16 protein-coding genes are annotated in these 16,489 nt (G+C 62.3%); 10 read left to right on the forward strand and 6 right to left on the reverse strand.

Features of this window, described 5'->3' with window-relative positions:
- Positions 1–122: 122 nt before the first annotated feature.
- From rpoH to ftsY, 4 genes are all read right to left on the reverse strand, one after another.
- Positions 123–977, reverse strand: coding sequence for an RNA polymerase sigma factor RpoH (gene rpoH / locus ACW9JE_RS20660; RefSeq protein WP_110965350.1), 855 nt, complete (start codon positions 975–977; stop codon positions 123–125).
- Positions 978–1,089: 112 nt separating this feature from the next.
- Positions 1,090–2,112 (reverse strand): permease-like cell division protein FtsX, encoded by a 1,023-nt coding sequence (ftsX, locus tag ACW9JE_RS20665; RefSeq protein WP_224538964.1) that lies wholly within the window; start codon positions 2,110–2,112, stop codon positions 1,090–1,092.
- Positions 2,109–2,780 carry a cell division ATP-binding protein FtsE gene (gene ftsE, locus ACW9JE_RS20670; RefSeq protein ID WP_175376693.1) on the reverse strand — a complete coding sequence of 224 codons (672 nt, stop codon included), beginning with the start codon at positions 2,778–2,780 and terminating at the stop codon, positions 2,109–2,111. Before ftsE ends, ftsX begins: the two co-directional genes overlap by 4 nt.
- Positions 2,777–4,270, reverse strand: a complete 1,494-nt coding sequence (ftsY, locus tag ACW9JE_RS20675) for a signal recognition particle-docking protein FtsY (protein ID WP_457433781.1) — start codon at positions 4,268–4,270, stop codon at positions 2,777–2,779. Before ftsY ends, ftsE begins: the two co-directional genes overlap by 4 nt.
- 342 nt (positions 4,271–4,612) lie before the next feature.
- On the opposite strand from ftsY, the gene ACW9JE_RS20680 reads away from it, so the two are divergent.
- The 5 genes from ACW9JE_RS20680 (at position 4,613) to ACW9JE_RS20700 (ending at position 9,955) form a co-directional block, all read left to right on the forward strand.
- Positions 4,613–5,968, forward strand: coding sequence for a M16 family metallopeptidase (locus ACW9JE_RS20680; RefSeq protein ID WP_224538960.1), 1,356 nt, complete (start codon positions 4,613–4,615; stop codon positions 5,966–5,968).
- Positions 5,961–7,451 carry a M16 family metallopeptidase gene (locus ACW9JE_RS20685; protein ID WP_457433782.1) on the forward strand — a complete coding sequence of 497 codons (1,491 nt, stop codon included), beginning with the start codon at positions 5,961–5,963 and terminating at the stop codon, positions 7,449–7,451. Before ACW9JE_RS20680 ends, ACW9JE_RS20685 begins: the two co-directional genes overlap by 8 nt.
- The gene (gene rsmD / locus ACW9JE_RS20690; RefSeq protein WP_457433783.1) at positions 7,451–8,062 is read left to right on the forward strand and encodes a 16S rRNA (guanine(966)-N(2))-methyltransferase RsmD; all 612 of its coding nucleotides are present in this window, start codon (positions 7,451–7,453) and stop codon (positions 8,060–8,062) included. Before ACW9JE_RS20685 ends, rsmD begins: the two co-directional genes overlap by 1 nt.
- Positions 8,063–8,125: 63 nt before the next feature.
- A complete protein-coding gene (locus ACW9JE_RS20695) occupies positions 8,126–9,124 on the forward strand; it encodes a hydrolase (RefSeq protein ID WP_457433784.1) in 999 nt (332 codons plus the stop codon).
- A gap of 3 nt (positions 9,125–9,127) precedes the next feature.
- Positions 9,128–9,955 (forward strand): AraC family transcriptional regulator, encoded by an 828-nt coding sequence (locus ACW9JE_RS20700; protein ID WP_224538951.1) that lies wholly within the window; start codon positions 9,128–9,130, stop codon positions 9,953–9,955.
- Between the two features lie 18 nt (positions 9,956–9,973).
- Here ACW9JE_RS20700 and ACW9JE_RS20705 read toward each other — a convergent pair whose 3' ends face one another.
- Positions 9,974–10,828, reverse strand: coding sequence for a sulfurtransferase (locus tag ACW9JE_RS20705; RefSeq protein ID WP_457433785.1), 855 nt, complete (start codon positions 10,826–10,828; stop codon positions 9,974–9,976).
- Between the two features lie 45 nt (positions 10,829–10,873).
- On the reverse strand, positions 10,874–11,548 hold the full coding sequence (locus ACW9JE_RS20710; RefSeq protein ID WP_224538948.1) for a TetR/AcrR family transcriptional regulator: 675 nt from the start codon (positions 11,546–11,548) through the stop codon (positions 10,874–10,876).
- A gap of 146 nt (positions 11,549–11,694) precedes the next feature.
- Here ACW9JE_RS20710 and ACW9JE_RS20715 point away from each other — a divergent pair, with 146 nt between their 5' ends.
- The 5 genes from ACW9JE_RS20715 to ACW9JE_RS20735 all read left to right on the forward strand — a co-directional run bounded on the left by ACW9JE_RS20715 (position 11,695) and on the right by ACW9JE_RS20735 (position 16,419).
- The gene (locus ACW9JE_RS20715; protein WP_457433786.1) at positions 11,695–13,125 is read left to right on the forward strand and encodes a coniferyl aldehyde dehydrogenase; all 1,431 of its coding nucleotides are present in this window, start codon (positions 11,695–11,697) and stop codon (positions 13,123–13,125) included.
- A gap of 28 nt (positions 13,126–13,153) precedes the next feature.
- Positions 13,154–13,699 carry a twin-arginine translocation pathway signal protein gene (locus ACW9JE_RS20720; protein WP_457433788.1) on the forward strand — a complete coding sequence of 182 codons (546 nt, stop codon included), beginning with the start codon at positions 13,154–13,156 and terminating at the stop codon, positions 13,697–13,699.
- A gap of 133 nt (positions 13,700–13,832) precedes the next feature.
- Positions 13,833–15,428 (forward strand): GMC family oxidoreductase N-terminal domain-containing protein, encoded by a 1,596-nt coding sequence (locus tag ACW9JE_RS20725; protein ID WP_457433787.1) that lies wholly within the window; start codon positions 13,833–13,835, stop codon positions 15,426–15,428.
- 115 nt (positions 15,429–15,543) lie between these two features.
- Positions 15,544–16,023, forward strand: a complete 480-nt coding sequence (coaD, locus tag ACW9JE_RS20730; RefSeq protein WP_085723843.1) for a pantetheine-phosphate adenylyltransferase — start codon at positions 15,544–15,546, stop codon at positions 16,021–16,023.
- Positions 16,024–16,167: 144 nt separating this feature from the next.
- Positions 16,168–16,419: a YfhL family 4Fe-4S dicluster ferredoxin gene (locus ACW9JE_RS20735; RefSeq protein ID WP_003195146.1), complete on the forward strand. Its 252-nt coding sequence runs from the start codon at positions 16,168–16,170 to the stop codon at positions 16,417–16,419.
- Positions 16,420–16,489: the final 70 nt, after the last annotated feature.

The raw sequence follows: 16,489 nt of genomic DNA on the forward strand, positions 1-16,489 counted from the left end.
CGCCTGACCCGACGCAATCGCGAGCAGGCTCGCTCCCACAAGGGTCGGCTTCGGCAGAAAACAGGCACAAACAAAAACGCCCCGATCAATGATCGGGGCGTTTTTTATTGCCATCCCACCGCTTACGCGGCGATCGACAACTTGAGCTTGTTCATCGCGCTTTTTTCAAGCTGACGAATACGCTCGGCCGACACGTTGTACTTCTGCGCCAGGTCGTGCAGCGTGGCTTTTTCTTCTGCCAGCCAGCGCTGGTAGAGGATGTCACGGCTGCGGTCGTCCAGCACTTCCAGCGCTTCGTGCAGGTTGTGGTTGGAGTTGTCGCTCCAGTCGGCATCTTCCAGTTGACGGGCCGGGTCGTACCGGTGGTCTTCCAGGTAGTTGGCCGGCGATTGGAAAGCGCTGTCGTCGTCGGCTTCGGCAGCCGGGTCGAAAGCCATGTCATGGCCGGTCAGGCGACTTTCCATCTCGCGCACTTCCCGCGGCTCGACGCCGAGGCTTTCGGCCACGCGATGCACTTCTTCGTTGTTCAGCCACGCCAGACGCTTCTTCTGGCTGCGCAGGTTGAAGAACAGCTTGCGCTGGGCCTTGGTGGTGGCCACTTTCACGATGCGCCAGTTGCGCAGGATGAATTCGTGGATTTCAGCCTTGATCCAGTGCACGGCGAACGAAACCAGACGCACGCCCATTTCCGGGTTGAAACGCTTCACGGCCTTCATCAGGCCGACGTTGCCTTCCTGGATCAGGTCAGCCTGAGCCAGACCGTAGCCGGAATAGCTACGGGCGATATGTACGACAAAACGCAAGTGGGCGAGCACCATCTGCCGAGCCGCCTCAAGATCCTGCTCATAATAGAGACTCTCGGCCAGTTCACGCTCCTGCTCCGGCGACAGCAATGGAATGCTGTTGACGGTGTGCACATAGGCCTCCAGGTTCGCACCCGGGACCAGAGCATATGCAGGTTGCAAAGAATTGGTCATACGAAAAAACCTCCGACTTACAAACTCGTGCCGTTAAGCACTGCCAGAATTGACCGGAAACCGAAGAACAAGTTCCCATAAAAAATGAAAGGTCAATACGAGCAAAATGACATTACTTGGGTGCAAGCTCCCGCAAATGACGGGCGACTGCAATCCATGCACCGATATACCCCAACAGTACCGCGCCAAGCAAGAGAGACAGACCATCGGCGACCGGCACGCCGGCCAGCGCAAAATCACTGCCGTACAAACCGGCCAGTCCCACTACCGCATCGTTCAGCCAGTCAAGGCCGAACGCCAATACGCCCCAGGAAAGAATCCCCGCACCAAAGCCATACAGCGCGCCCATATAGAGGAAGGGCCTGCGCACATAGCTGTCAGTGCCGCCGACGAGTTTAATCACTTCTATCTCTGTGCGGCGGTTTTCAATATGAAGACGAATGGTATTGCCTATCACCAAAAGTAATGCGGAAACCAGAAGCACGGTCAGACCGAAGACAAATCGGTCGCCCAGCTTGAGGATGGCTGCCAGACGCTCGACCCAGACTAGATCAAGCTGCGCCTGCTGTACCTTGGGCAATTCGGAAAGTTGTTGTCTTAATGCTTCAAGCGTCGACTTGTCGACTTCCTTCGGCGTCACCAGCACCACGCCGGGCAGCGGGTTTTCCGGCAACTCCTTGAGTGCATCACCCAGACCGGACTGCTGCTGGAACTCTTCCAACGCCTGATCGCGACCCACGTACTCCGCGTCGGCCACGCCAGGCATGCCCTTGATCTGCTCGCGCAGCGCTTCGCCTTCCGTCGGACTGGCTTCGAGTTGCAGGTACAGGGAAATCTGCGCCGCACGCTGCCAGGAACCGCCGAGACGCTCGACGTTGCTCAGCAAAAGTGACAGCCCCATGGGCAGACTCAGGGCCACCGCCATCACCATGCAGGTGAAAAAGCTGCCGATGGGCTGCTTGCCCAGGCGGCGCAGGCTGTCCGCCATGCTGGCGCGATGGCTTTCGATCCAGGCGCGGAACAGCGTGGCGAAATCCGGGCCGTCATCGTCGTCGTGTTTTTTCTTGGCTGGCTGCGGATCGGCGGCCTTGGGGGCCACTCGCTCGGAAACCTTTGGACTGCGTGTCGCACTCATACCCCGGCCTCCCCGTCGCCGATCAATCGACCGCGCTGCAAGGTCAGCATGCGGTGGCGCATACGCGCAATCAGTGCCAGGTCGTGACTGGCGATCAGCACGCTGGTGCCCAGGCGGTTGATATCTTCGAACACGCCCATGATTTCCGCCGCCAGACGCGGGTCGAGGTTACCGGTCGGTTCGTCCGCCAGCAGCAATGCCGGGCGGTGAACGATAGCGCGGGCGATGCCGACGCGCTGTTGCTGACCGGTGGACAGATCGCCGGGATACAGATCGGCCTTGTCCGACAGCGCAACGCGCTCCAGGGCCGAATCCACGCGCTTGGCGACTTCGACCTTGGACAGGCCGAGAATCTGCAACGGCAGCGCGACGTTGTTGAACACGGTGCGATCGAACAGCAACTGGTGGTTCTGGAACACCACGCCGATCTGCCGGCGCAGAAACGGAATCTGCGCATTGCTGATGGTGCTCAGGTCCTGCCCGGCGAGCAGCAGCTTGCCGCTGGTCGGGCGCTCCATGGCCAGCAACAGCCGCAACAGGGTGCTTTTACCGGCGCCGGAATGGCCGGTGACAAACAGAAACTCGCCACGACGGACTCGAAAGCTCAGCTCATGCAAGCCGACGTGACCGTTCGGATAGCGCTTACCGACCTGTTCGAAACGAATCATGAACGCTCCCGCTCGGCAAACAGTGCCTGGACAAAGGGTTCAGCTTCAAAAGTGCGCAAATCGTCGATGCCTTCACCGACACCGATATAGCGGATCGGCAGGCCGAACTGCTTGGCCAGGGCGAAAATCACCCCGCCCTTGGCGGTACCGTCGAGCTTGGTCAGCGCCAGGCCCGTCAGTTCGACGGTCTGGTTGAATTGCTTGGCCTGGTTGATGGCGTTCTGACCAGTACCGGCATCGAGCACCAGCAGCACTTCGTGCGGCGCGTCTGCATCGAGCTTGCCGATCACCCGGCGAACCTTCTTCAGCTCTTCCATCAGGTTGTCTTTGGTGTGCAGACGACCGGCGGTGTCGGCGATCAGCACGTCGATGCCACGGGCCTTGGCGGCCTGCACGGCGTCGAAGATCACCGAAGCCGAATCGGCGCCGGTGTGCTGGGCGATGACCGGGATCTTGTTGCGCTCGCCCCAGACCTGCAATTGCTCCACTGCCGCGGCGCGGAAGGTGTCGCCGGCGGCCAGCATGACTTTCTTGCCTTCCAGCTGCAGCTTCTTCGCAAGCTTGCCGATGGTGGTGGTCTTGCCGGCGCCGTTGACGCCGACGACGAGAATCACGAACGGCTTGTTCTGCGAGTGGATTTTCAGCGGTTGCTCGACAGGCTTGAGCATTGCCGCCAGCTCGCCCTGCAAGGATTTGTACAGCGCATCGGAATCGGCGAGTTCTTTACGCGCGACCTTCTGGGTCAGGCGCTGGATGATCACCGAGGTGGCCTCGACACCAACGTCGGCGGTCAGCAGGCGGGTTTCGAGATCATCGAGCAGCTCGTCATCGATGGCTTTCTTGCCCAGGAACAGGCTGGCCATGCCTTCGCCGATGCTGGCGCTGGTTTTGGAAAGGCCTTGCTTGAGGCGGGCAAAGAAACCGGTTTTGGCTTCTTCGACGCGCGGTGGCTCGGCTGGCTTTTCGACAGGCACTTCGACGGGAGCGACAGGGGCAGCGGCTACGGGCGCGGGCGCTTGAACAACCGGCGCTGGCGGGGCCACGAAGGCAGGAACGACAGGCTCGGGAGCAACAGGAACAGGCTCGGCTTGGACAACGGGCGCTGCGACCGGCGCCTGAACCGGCTCAGGTGCAAACGCGCTCGGCGCGGGAATTGGCGGGGTAACGTGCGGTGCCTGGTCATCCTCGACCAGGGCCACCGGCTCTTCCGCCACCGGCAAGGTCAGCCATGGCTCGGAGGCTGGCGTCAAAGGCTGTTCGACGGCAACGGCAGGCTCTGCTTCGACCACCGGCTGGAGCACCGGCTCCGCGATCGGCAATACCACAGGTGCCGGTTCTGCTGCTTCTACAACCGGCGCGGGAGCCGGCTCGGGAATTGGCTGGGGCTGTTCGACGACGGGTTCCTGCGGCTTTTTGCGCAGCCATCCGAACAGGCTTTTTTTCTCGCCAGCCGCAGCTGGAGTCTTCTTGTCGTCGTTGGAACCAAACATGGAGGACGGCTATCTCACGGTAGCGACGCGCCAAGGGGCGCCCCGGTAATAAATATTCGATGCAGAACAGACTGCGATTGAGCGAGCTTGTTCACGCGCAACATTTTGTCGAGGTGCTGATCGGCGCCTCAAGGAATCGATTTCTCAATGGACTAAAGCAGCAAAATCGGCGAAAAAGCAGAAATCGGTTGATAAATATCCACCTTTCGTCGCAAACCCATTCAACCTGATCAAGCATAAAGGCCTGATAGGCGTGGCCGCCGCTAAAACGGATCAGTATCCTAGCACCCTCTCGCCCGCAGACGCTAAGACCAAGCGGGCAGCCCAACAGGTTAAAAACGAATGAATGCTCTAGCCCGCCGCGCCGCAGGCCTGCTGCTCAGCACAGTTTGTCTGCCCCTCTCGGCCCTGGCTGCCGATCCGCAACCCACCCACGAATTCACCCTCGACAACGGCTTGAAGGTCGTCGTGCGCGAAGACCATCGCGCGCCGGTGGTGGTTTCCCAGGTCTGGTACAAAGTCGGGTCCAGCTACGAGACGCCGGGTCAGACCGGCCTGTCCCACGCCCTGGAACACATGATGTTCAAGGGCAGCGAGAAAGTCGGCCCCGGCGAAGCGTCGCTGATCCTGCGCGACCTCGGCGCCGAAGAGAACGCCTTCACCAGCGATGACTTCACCGCCTATTACCAGGTGCTGGCCCGCGACCGCCTGGGCGTGGCCTTCGAACTGGAAGCCGACCGCATGGCCAGCCTGCGCCTGCCGCCTGACGAGTTCGCCCGCGAGATCGAAGTGATCAAGGAAGAGCGCCGCCTGCGCACCGACGACAAGCCGATGTCCAAGGCCTACGAGCGCTTCAAGGCCATGGCCTACCCCGCCAGCGGCTACCACACGCCGACCATCGGCTGGATGGCGGACCTGGACCGCATGAAAGTCGAGGAACTGCGCCACTGGTATGAATCCTGGTACGTGCCGAACAACGCCACCCTGGTGGTAGTCGGCGACGTGACCCCGGACGAAGTCAAAGCCCTGGCCCAGCGCTACTTTGGCCCGATCGCCAGACGCGATGTGCCGCCGGCAAAGATCCCGCTGGAACTGGCCGAACCCGGCGAACGCCAGATCACCCTGCACGTGAAGACCCAGCTGCCCAGCCTGATGCTGGCGTTCAACGTGCCGAGCATCGCCACCGCCGAAGACAAGCGCTCGGTCAACGCCCTGCGCCTGATCTCGGCCCTGCTCGACGGCGGCTACAGTGCGCGCATCCCGACGCAACTGGAGCGCGGCGAGGAGCTGGTGTCCGGCGGCTCGTCGAGCTACGACGCCTACACCCGCGGCGACAGCCTGTTCACCCTGTCGGCCACGCCCAACAGCCAGAAGAAAAAGACCATGGCCCAGGCCGAAGCCGGTTTGTGGAAGCTGCTCGAACAGCTGAAAACCACCGCGCCGTCCGCCGAAGAACTCGAGCGTGTACGCGCCCAAGTCATCGCCGGCCTGGTGTACGAGCGTGATTCGATCACAAGCCAGGCCACCGCCATCGGCCAGCTGGAGACCGTCGGCCTGTCCTGGAAACTGATGGACACCGAACTTGCCGACCTGGAAAGCGTGACCCCGCAAGACATCCAGAACGCCGCCAAGCTGTATTTCACCCGCGAACGTCTCAGCGTCGCCCATGTACTGCCGGAGGAGACGCCTCATGAGTGATCACAAGAAACCGCGCCGCGCCTTGCTCGGCCTGGTCGCCGTGGCCCTGATCGGCTCGGCTGCCTTCTATTTCACCAAGACCGGCGACACCGTCGCCAGTGAAGCCCTGGACAAGGCCAAGGCCAGCCAGAAGCTGCAATCGCTGGCCGAACTCAACGGCAAGGCACCGAGCCACCGCAAGCTCGACGTACAGACCTGGAACACCGCCGAAGGCGCCAAGGTGCTGTTCGTCGAAGCCCGTGAACTGCCGATGTTCGACATGCGCCTGATCTTCGCCGCCGGCAGCAGCCAGGACGGCGACGCTCCAGGCCTGGCCCTGCTGACCAACGCCATGCTCAACGAAGGCGTGGCCGGCAAGGATGTCAGCGCCATCGCCCAGGGCTTCGAAGGCCTGGGTGCCGACTTCGGCAACGGTGCCTACAAGGACATGGCGGTCGCTTCCCTGCGCAGCCTCAGTGCCGCGGACAAGCGCGAACCGGCGCTCAAGCTGTTCGCTGAAGTCGTCGGCAAGCCAACCTTCCCCGAAGACTCCTTCGCCCGCATCAAGAACCAGATGCTCGCCGGCTTCGAATACCAGAAACAGAACCCCGGCAAACTGGCCAGCCTGGAGCTGATGAACCGCCTGTATGGCGATCATCCGTACGCCCACGCCAGCGATGGCACGGCCAAGAGCGTTCCGGCCGTCACCCTGGCGCAACTGCGGGCGTTCCACCAGAAAGCCTATGCCGCCGGCAACGTGGTGATCGCGCTGGTCGGCGACCTGTCCCGCGCCGAGGCCGAAGCCATTGCCGCCCAGGTTTCCGCCGCGCTGCCAAAAGGCCCGGCCCTGCCGAAGATCGCGCAACCGACCGAACCCAAGGCCAGCATCGGGCACATCGAGTTTCCGTCCAAGCAGACCAACCTGATGCTCGCGCAACTGGGCATCGACCGTGACGATCCGGATTACGCGGCCCTGTCCATGGGCAACCAGATCCTGGGCGGCGGCGGTTTCGGCACGCGCCTGATGAGCGAAGTGCGCGAGAAACGTGGTTTGGCCTATGGCGTGTATTCGGGTTTCACCCCGATGCAGGCGCGCGGCCCGTTCATGATCAACCTGCAGACCCGCGCCGAGATGAGCGAAGGTACCCTGAAGCTGGTGCAGGACGTGCTCGCCGACTACCTCAAGACCGGCCCGACCCAGAAGGAACTCGACGACGCCAAGCGCGAACTGGCCGGCAGCTTCCCGCTGTCCACCGCCAGCAACGCCGATATCGTCGGCCAGCTGGGTGCGATCGGCTTCTACAATCTGCCATTGAGTCATCTGGAAGACTTCATGCAGCAGTCGCAGAACCTCACCGTCGAACAGGTCAGGGATGCGCTGAACAAACACTTGAGCACGGACAAAATGGTCATCGTCAGCGCTGGCCCGACCGTGCCGCAAAAGCCGTTACCGGCCCCATCTGATAAACCTGCCGAGCAACCGCTCGGGGTTCCGGAGCATTAATGGCCACTCGTGCGAAAAAACCTGCCCCAAGACAGCACAACGGCGTGAACCAGCTGCGCATCATCGGCGGCGAATGGCGCAGCCGCAAACTGAGCTTCCCCGATGCCCCAGGCCTGCGCCCGACACCGGACCGGGTGCGTGAAACCCTGTTCAACTGGCTCGCCCCCTACGTGCCCGGCGCCAAGGTGTTCGACCCGTTCGCCGGCAGTGGCGCGCTGTTCCTCGAAGCCCTGTCCCGTGGTGCCTCCACGGGGCAGGCGCTGGATGCCAGCAGCCTCGCGGTATCCGCCCTCAAGGAGCACCTGGGCACCCTGCGCTGCACCAACGGTCATGTGCAGACCGCTGATGCCCTGCGTTATCTGGAAACCCAGCCGGCCGTCGCCTATGACCTGGTGTTCCTCGACCCGCCGTTCCACCAGGACCTGCTGCCGGCCGTGTGCAAGCTGCTCGAAGAGCGCCAGTGGCTGGCCGAGGACGCCTGGGTCTACACCGAGAGCGAAACCGCCCCCTCGACCCTCAGTCTGCCCGGCAACTGGCGCCTGCACCGGGAGCAAAAATCCGGGCAGGTCTATTATTCGTTGTGGCAACGTATGGCAGAGATCGCCGGCTGATCGGCCGGTCTGTACAAGGCGCGCACCTCGATCCGGGTGCGCGTTGCTGCTTCGAGAGCAATCGTGTCCCATCCGTCAGAACGCTTCACTCCCGCCTTCGGCCTCGGCAACCCGCACTTGCAGACCTTGTGGGGACCGCTGTGGCGCAAGACCACCCATATCGAGCGCGAACGCGAGCGCCTGTGGCTTGAAGACGGTGACTTCCTCGACCTCGACTGGCACGGCCCGCACAGCGCCGAAGCGCCTTTGGTGCTGGTGCTGCACGGCCTCACGGGCTCGTCGAACTCGCCTTATGTGGCCGGCATGCAGAAGGCCTTGGGCGATCGCGGCTGGGCCAGCGTCGCGCTGAACTGGCGCGGCTGCTCGGGCGAACCCAACCTGCTGCCACGCAGCTACCATTCCGGCGCCAGCGAAGACCTGGCCGAAACCATCAGCCATCTGCGGGCCAAGCGGCCACTGGCACCGCTGTACGCGGTGGGTTATTCGCTGGGTGGCAATGTCCTGCTCAAGCATCTGGGCGAAACCGGCAGTGACAGCGGTGTGCTCGGCGCCGTGGCGGTGTCGGTGCCGTTTCGTCTGGACCAGTGCGCCGACCGCATCGGCCAGGGCTTTTCCAAGGTCTATCAGGCGCACTTCATGCGCGAGATGCTGGCCTACATCAAAAACAAGCAGCGCCAGTTCCAGCATGACGGCCGTGAAGATGGTCTGGCGGCGCTGGCGGCCCTGGGCTCGCTGGAGAACCTGCGCACTTTCTGGGATTTCGATGGCCGGGTGACGGCGCCGCTCAATGGCTTCCTCGATGCCGAGGACTACTACCGCCGGGCGTCGAGCCGCTATTTCCTGGGCAAAATCCGCACCCCGACCCTGATCATCCAGGCCGCCGACGACCCCTTCGTGTTTCCCCACAGCCTGCCGCAGGCCGAAGAGCTGTCGACCTCCACGCAATTCGAGTTGCAAGCCCGGGGCGGGCATGTGGGATTCGTCGACGGTTCGGTCAGGCAGCCGGGTTACTACCTTGAGCGGCGGATTCCGCAATGGCTCAGCTCTGTAGGGCTGACATAGGTCATGGACGTCAATCAGGGCGAGTCGATCCACTTCTGGCAAACCGCGCCATTGGCCGGGATCGAACTGCTGTCGGCGCGCTACATCGACCATCGCTTCGCGCCCCATGTGCACGACGGTTACGTGATCGGCATGATCATGGCCGGCGCCCAGCGCTACCGCTATCGCGGCGCCGAACATCTGGCGGGTAGCGGCACCCTGGTGCTGATCAACCCCGATGAACTGCACACCGGCCACAAGGGCACGGAAGACGGATGGCTGTATCGGGCGTTTTATCCGGACAGCCAGCAGATCACCTCGCTGCTGGCCGAACTCGAACTGCCGACCCACCACCTGCCGATGTTCGGCGCCACGCTCTACCGCGACCCGGACCTGGTGAGCGGCTTCTGCCAATTGCATCGTCTGCTGGAAAGCCCGGCCACCGCCCTGCAACAGCAGACGGCCTGGCGTGAACTGACGTTGTCGCTGCTGCAGCGTCATGCGGCGGTGGGCGAAGCCGGCAAGCCGGGCAAGGAGCATCGGGCGGTCACCCGGGCCAAAGAGTTGTTGCACGCACAACTGGCGGCGCCGCCTTCGCTGGAAGAACTGGCGGCGGCGGTCAATCTGTCGCCCTTCCATTTCGCCCGCGTATTCCGCCGCGCCACCGGCATGCCGCCGCACACCTGGCTGATGCAGCAGCGCATCGCCCGGGCGCGGACCTTGTTGCAAGGAGGGTGTTTGCCGCTGGAAGTCGCCATGCAGCTGGGATTTGCCGACCAGAGTCACCTGAGCCGGCAGTTCAAGCAGGTGTACGGAGTGGGGCCGGGAGCCTATCGCAGCGCACGGCTTTAGAAACGAAATCTTGAAAAATTACTCGCCCGTCGCGATCCCGCGCGTCGGATCGTTGATCCACTCACTCCACGACCCCGCATACAACGCCCCCAACGGATAACCCGCCAGGCACAGCGCGAACAGGTTGTGGCAGGCCGTCACGCCGGAACCGCAGTACGCCACCAGATCATCCGGTGAACGCCCCGCCAGCTTCTGAGCGAAACGCTGCTTGAGCTGATCGGCCGGCAGGAAGCGCCCGTCGGCGCCCAGATTGTCGGTGAACGCCGCGCATTGCGCGCCGGGAATATGCCCGGCCACCGGGTCGATCGGCTCGACTTCACCCTTGAAACGCGGCAAGGCACGGGCGTCGATCAGGGTCAGTTCCGGTCGACTCAGACGTTTCTGCAATTGCTCGGCACTGAGCAACAGCGAGTTGTCCGGGGTTCCGCTGAAGCTGCCGCGCTCGATCGTGGGCGCATCGAGACTCAACGGCAGACCCGCCGCGTGCCAAGCCTTGAGCCCGCCATCGAGGATGAACACACCCTCGCGCTTGCCCAGCCACGCCAGCACCCACCAGGCCCGCGCCGCGTAGGCACCGGGGCCGTCGTCGTACAAAACCACTTCACTGTCGTTGTCGATGCCCCAGGCCTGCAGGCGTTCGATCAGCTCGGCCGGCTCCGGCAACGGGTGGCGGCCGGTCACGCCCTTGACCACCTTCCCGCTCAGATCCCGCTCCAGATCGGCAAAGCTCGCCCCGTCGATATGGCCTTCGGAATAGCTGCGCTGACCGTAGTCCGGGTCTTCGAGGGCAAAACGACAATCAAGAATCACCAGCCCCGGCTGGTCCTTTTTCAGGTCCAACGCTTGCGGGCTGATCAACTGCGCAATGGGCATAACGGGCTCCTGTGAATAAACCGGGTCTGGATGCTACTTCACTTTTTAACGCGAGACTTCTTCCAGCGCCTGCGCCAGCGGCACGTAAAACTCTTCGAACAGCGCGTTGACCTCATCGCGTGCCTGATCCGTCACGAACCCGGCTTCCAGCACCAGCACCTGGTACACGCCGCGTTTGATCGCCTGCTCGCTGAGATGGCTGGAGTTTTCCCGTGTGGTGCACAAAAAGCGCACCCAGGAGGTGAGGATGATCCAGGCATTGAGGGTCAGGGACTCGATCTGCACCTTGTCCATCGTCAGGATGCCGGCGGCGACGAAGCCCTTGTAGATGGCCCCGCCCTGAATCAGGCAGCGCTGGGAGAAGCGCCGATAACGCGCGGCCAGTTCGCTGTCGCTGTCGAGCAAGTGCTCGAGGTCGCGGTGCAGGAAGCGGTAGCGCCACATCGCCGAGAGCAATTCCTTGAGGTAGAAGCGCTTGTCCTCGACCGTGGCCGCGCGCCCCTGGGGCGGACGCAGGAAGCTGTCCACCAGCGTTTCGTACTCGCTGAACAGCACGGCGATGATCGCCTGCTTGTTGGGGAAGTGGTAGTACAGGTTGCCCGGAGAAATCTCCATATGGGCAGCAATGTGGTTGGTACTGATGCTGCGCTCGCCCTGTTGATTGAACAGCTCCAGGCTGTTCTGCACGATGCGCTCGCTGGTTTTTATTCGTGGGGCCATGGCTTGAGCTTAAATTCAGAGTGCGTTGACGGGCATCTTACGACCTATCCGGAAATGGATAAAACAAAGCTGCGCCAGTATGTCATTTGACTTTGTAGAGCATAGACTCTAAAAAGTGCTTCATTACAATAAATACGGAGCCGACCATGACTGCTGAAATTTCCTACTTGCAAGATCTGCAGCAACCGCTGGCGGAGCTCCAGGCACAGTTCGATGCGCAGCGCGCCGCCTATGCCGTCAACCCGATGCCGCCCGCAGCCCAGCGCCTGCAATGGCTGAAAGCACTGCGCGATCTGCTCGACAGCGAACGCCAGGCCTTGATCGATGCGATCAGCCAGGATTTCAGCAATCGCAGCGCCGATGAAACCCTGCTCGCCGAATTGATGCCAAGCCTGCACAACATTCACTACGCCAGCCGCCACCTCAAGCGCTGGATGCGTCCGTCAAGGCGCAAGGTCGGCGTGGCCTTCCAGCCGGCTTCGGCCAAGGTGGTTTACCAGCCGCTGGGCGTAGTCGGGGTGATCGTGCCCTGGAACTACCCGTTGTACCTCGCCATCGGCCCGCTGGTGGGCGCGCTGTCGGCGGGCAACCGGGTGATGCTCAAGCTCAGCGAATCGACTCCCGCCACGGGCCTTCTGATGAAGCAGCTGCTGGCGCGCATCTTCCCCGAAGACCTGGTGTGCGTGGTGCTGGGCGAGGCCGATATCGGCGTCGCGTTCTCCAGGCTGCGTTTCGATCACCTGCTGTTCACCGGCGCCACCAGCATCGGCAAGCACGTGATGCGCGCGGCGGCGGAGAACCTGACCCCCGTCACCCTGGAACTGGGTGGCAAGTCCCCGGCCATCGTCTCCCGTGACGTGCCGTTCAAGGACGCCGCCGAGCGCATCGCTTTCGGCAAGACCCTCAATGCGGGCCAGACCTGCGTCGCCCCGGACTACGTGCTGGTGCCGGACGAGCGCATCGGTGAGTTCGTCGAAGCGTATCGCCAGGCGGTTCGCGGCTTTTATCCGACACTGGCGAACAACCCGGACTACACCGCCATCATCAATGACCGACAACTGACGCGGCTCAACGGCTACCTGAGCGATGCGACCAGCAAGGGCGCGCTGCTGATTCCGCTGTTCGATCAGGGTCAGGGACGCCGCATGGGGCATAGTCTGCTGCTCAATGTCACCGACGAGATGACGGTGATGCAGGACGAAATCTTCGGCCCGCTGCTGCCGATCGTGCCGTACAGCGACCTCGATCAGGCCTTTTCCTACATCAACCAGCGCCCTCGCCCACTGGCGCTGTATTACTTCGGCTACGACAAGCGCGAACAGCAGCGCGTGCTGCACGAGACCCATTCCGGTGGCGTGTGCCTGAACGACACCCTGCTGCACGTTGCCCAGGACGATATGCCTTTCGGCGGCATCGGCGCTTCGGGCATGGGCCACTACCACGGTCACGAAGGTTTCCTGACCTTCAGCAAGGCCAAGGGCGTGCTGATTAAACAGCGCTTCAACGCGGCGAAACTGATTTATCCGCCCTACGGCAAATCCATTCAGAAACTGATCCAGAAGCTGTTCATTCGCTAACGCTCGACGCCAACGGATAACAACAATGATGGACCAAAGCCTGTCCGATACTCCCGCACTGTCACGGCGCGGCCTGCTCAAGTTCAGCCTGGGCGCCAGCGCCATTCTTGCCACCGCCGGGTTGGGCGCGAGTCTGAGCGGTTGTTCATCGAGCATTCCGGAAAGCGGTTTCGCGGCGCTGCGCGGCGGTGACCTGCTGTTCCTGCGCGCGCTGATCCCGGTGATGCTCGACGGTGCCGTGAGCGCCGAACACATGCCCGCCGCCGTCGATGGCACCTTGAAAAGCCTGGACTACAACCTCGATCACCTGTCGCCGGAAATGCTCAAGCTGACTCGGCAACTGTTCGATGTGCTGGGGATGGCCGTGACCCGCGGACCGCTGACGGGTATCTGGGGCAGTTGGGAAAATGCCAGCGCCGACGCTATCCGACACTTCCTCAATCGCTGGGAAAACAGCTCACTGAGTTTGTTGCGCATGGGGCATAGCTCGTTGGTGCAATTGGTGATGATGGCCTGGTATGGGCGCAGGGAGTCGTGGGTGCATTGCGGGTATCCCGGGCCTCCTACTGTTTAAGACCGAGTCGCTCTGTTCGCGGGCAAGCCTCGCTCCTACAGGGGTTTGTGTATTCCTTGTAGGAGCGAGGCTTGCCCGCGAAGACGTCAGCCGCCCCAACCACATATTCAAAGAATAAGAAGAGATCCCGAAGATGCCCGTACCCGACCCGTTCCGCGAAGGCATGGCCCGTGGCTGGAAAACCCATGACGGCTCACAACTCACAGAGGACCTGACCCTCGAAGCGGATGTGGCGATCATCGGCAGCGGCGCCGGCGGCGGGACCACGGCGGAAATCCTCAGTGCGGGCGGCTACAAAGTGCTGCTGATCGAAGAAGGCCCGCTCAAGACCAGCAGCGATTTCAAGCTGCTCGAAGACCAGGCCTACGCCAGTCTCTATCAAGAAGGCATCGGCCGCATGAGCAAGGACGGCGCGATCACCATCCTCCAGGGCCGGGCCGTTGGCGGCACTACGCTGATCAACTGGACTTCCAGCTTCCGCACCCCGCAGCAGACCCTGGAACACTGGGCCAAGGAACACGACGTCAAAGGCCACAGCCCCACGGACATGGCGCCGTGGTTTGAAAAAATGGAGCAACGCCTGGGGGTCGCTCCCTGGATGGTCCCGCCCAACGCCAACAACGACGTGATCCGCAAGGGCTGCGAACAGCTCGGCTACAGCTGGCACGTCATCCCGCGCAATGTGCGTGGCTGCTGGAATCTGGGCTACTGCGGCATGGGCTGCCCGACCAACGCCAAGCAATCAATGATGGTCACGACCATTCCGGCCACGCTGGAAAAAGGCGGCGAGTTGCTCTACCTGGCCCGTGCCGAGAAACTGCTGATCAGCGGCGACAAGGTCACCGGGCTGCAATGCGTGGCCATGGATGCACGTTGCGTCGAGCCTACTGGTCGCAAAGTTACGGTCAAGGCACGGCACTATGTGCTGGCCGGCGGCGGGATCAACAGCCCGGCGCTGTTGTTGCGCTCCGACGCGCCAGACCCGCACAAACGGCTGGGAAAGCGAACTTTTCTGCATGTGGTTAACATGTCCGCCGGACAGTTCGACGAGGTGATCAACCCGTTCTACGGCGCGCCGCAGTCCATCTACTCCGATTACTTCCAGTGGAAGGACGGCACCACCGGCCCGATCGGCTACAAACTCGAGGTTCCACCGCTGCACCCGGCGCTGGCCGCGACGCTGCTCGGCGGTTTCGGTCAGGAAAACGCGCAGCACATGGCCAACCTGCCGCACACCCACGCCATGCTCGCGTTGCTGCGCGACGGCTTCCATCCGGACAGCCCCGGCGGTAGCGTCGAGCTGCGCGGCGATGGCTCGCCGGTCCTCGATTACCAGGTTTCACCCTATGTCTGGGACGGTTTGCGCCGGGCTTTCCACAGCATGGCCGAGATCCAGTTCGCCGGTGGCGCCAGGGCGGTGATGCCGATGCACGCCGATGCCGGTTACGTGAAAACCCTGGGCGAAGCGCGCAAAGTGATCGACGGCCTCAGCCTTGAGCTGTACCGCACGAAGCTGGGCAGCGCCCATGTGATGGGTGGCTGCGCCATGGGTGAGGACCCGAAGAACGCCGTGGCAGACAGCCTCGGCCGGCATCATCAGCTGGGCAACCTGTCGATTCACGACGGCTCGCTGTTCCCCACCAGCATTGGCGCAAACCCGCAATTGTCGGTCTACGGACTGACGGCGCAACTGGCGACTTCCCTGGCCGAACGTTTAAAAAACCCGTGAAAACGACGAACATTCCCATCGTCTATAGTGCTTTCTTACCCAACAGTCGACTTTCCCGACCGGTAAGGCTGCGATACCATCCGACTCCCCAACGCACTCCCGCCAGGACGCCGCGATGAACCGAGTGTTGTACCCAGGTACCTTCGACCCTATTACCAAGGGCCATGGCGATCTGGTCGAACGCGCCTCGCGCCTGTTCGATCACGTGATCATTGCCGTCGCCGCCAGCCCCAAGAAAAACCCGTTGTTCCCATTGGAACAGCGCGTTGAACTGGCCCGCGAGGTCACCAAACATCTGCCGAACGTTGAAGTCGTCGGCTTCTCGACCCTGCTGGCGCATTTCGCCAAGGAGCAGAACGCCAACGTGTTCCTGCGTGGTCTGCGCGCGGTGTCGGACTTCGAATACGAATTCCAGCTGGCCAACATGAACCGGCAACTGGCCCCGGACGTGGAAAGCCTGTTCCTCACGCCGTCCGAGCGTTATTCGTTCATTTCCTCGACGCTGGTCCGCGAAATCGCAGCCTTGGGCGGCGATATCACCAAGTTCGTCCACCCTGCGGTGGCGGACGCGCTGAAAGAACGCTTCAAGAAGTAATCCCGCAAATGCAGGGGCTGCCGGCTCGTAAAGCGCGGCAGCCGCTCGTCTGTCGCCGGCAAGCTGGCTCCCGCAGCGCCAATGCGGCACAATTGCGCGCATTGATTTATTGCGCCCGGGCCTGCCGCCCTGGCTGGAGTTAGCATGTCCCTGATCATCACCGACGATTGCATCAACTGCGACGTCTGCGAACCCGAATGCCCGAACGCCGCCATTTCCCAAGGCGAAGAGATCTACGTGATCGACCCGAACCTGTGCACACAGTGCGTCGGCCACTACGACGAACCGCAGTGCCAGCAGGTCTGCCCGGTGGATTGCATCCCGCTGGACGAGGCTCATCCGGAGACTGAAGAGCAGTTGATGGAGAAGTACCGGAAGATTACCGGGAAGGCTTGATACATCTGGCGTCTGAAAAGGCGCCTTCGCGGGCAAGCCTCGCTCCTACGGGTTCGGTGTAACCTTTGTA

This window comes from Pseudomonas sp. SDO55104_S430 (assembly GCF_054070595.1).

Bases quoted from the DNA above. Each gene is read 5' to 3' on its own strand.
- rpoH (WP_110965350.1), bottom strand. From the start codon at position 977: ATGACCAATTCTTTGCAACCTGCATATGCTCTGGTCCCGGGTGCGAAC.
- ftsX (WP_224538964.1), bottom strand. From the start codon at position 2,112: ATGAGTGCGACACGCAGTCCAAAGGTTTCCGAGCGAGTGGCCCCCAAG.
- ftsE (WP_175376693.1), bottom strand. From the start codon at position 2,780: ATGATTCGTTTCGAACAGGTCGGTAAGCGCTATCCGAACGGTCACGTC.
- ftsY (WP_457433781.1), bottom strand. From the start codon at position 4,270: ATGTTTGGTTCCAACGACGACAAGAAGACTCCAGCTGCGGCTGGCGAG.
- ACW9JE_RS20680 (WP_224538960.1), top strand. From the start codon at position 4,613: ATGAATGCTCTAGCCCGCCGCGCCGCAGGCCTGCTGCTCAGCACAGTT.
- ACW9JE_RS20685 (WP_457433782.1), top strand. From the start codon at position 5,961: ATGAGTGATCACAAGAAACCGCGCCGCGCCTTGCTCGGCCTGGTCGCC.
- rsmD (WP_457433783.1), top strand. From the start codon at position 7,451: ATGGCCACTCGTGCGAAAAAACCTGCCCCAAGACAGCACAACGGCGTG.
- ACW9JE_RS20700 (WP_224538951.1), top strand. From the start codon at position 9,128: ATGGACGTCAATCAGGGCGAGTCGATCCACTTCTGGCAAACCGCGCCA.
- ACW9JE_RS20705 (WP_457433785.1), bottom strand. From the start codon at position 10,828: ATGCCCATTGCGCAGTTGATCAGCCCGCAAGCGTTGGACCTGAAAAAG.
- ACW9JE_RS20710 (WP_224538948.1), bottom strand. From the start codon at position 11,548: ATGGCCCCACGAATAAAAACCAGCGAGCGCATCGTGCAGAACAGCCTG.
- ACW9JE_RS20715 (WP_457433786.1), top strand. From the start codon at position 11,695: ATGACTGCTGAAATTTCCTACTTGCAAGATCTGCAGCAACCGCTGGCG.
- ACW9JE_RS20720 (WP_457433788.1), top strand. From the start codon at position 13,154: ATGGACCAAAGCCTGTCCGATACTCCCGCACTGTCACGGCGCGGCCTG.
- ACW9JE_RS20725 (WP_457433787.1), top strand. From the start codon at position 13,833: ATGCCCGTACCCGACCCGTTCCGCGAAGGCATGGCCCGTGGCTGGAAA.
- coaD (WP_085723843.1), top strand. From the start codon at position 15,544: ATGAACCGAGTGTTGTACCCAGGTACCTTCGACCCTATTACCAAGGGC.
- ACW9JE_RS20735 (WP_003195146.1), top strand. From the start codon at position 16,168: ATGTCCCTGATCATCACCGACGATTGCATCAACTGCGACGTCTGCGAA.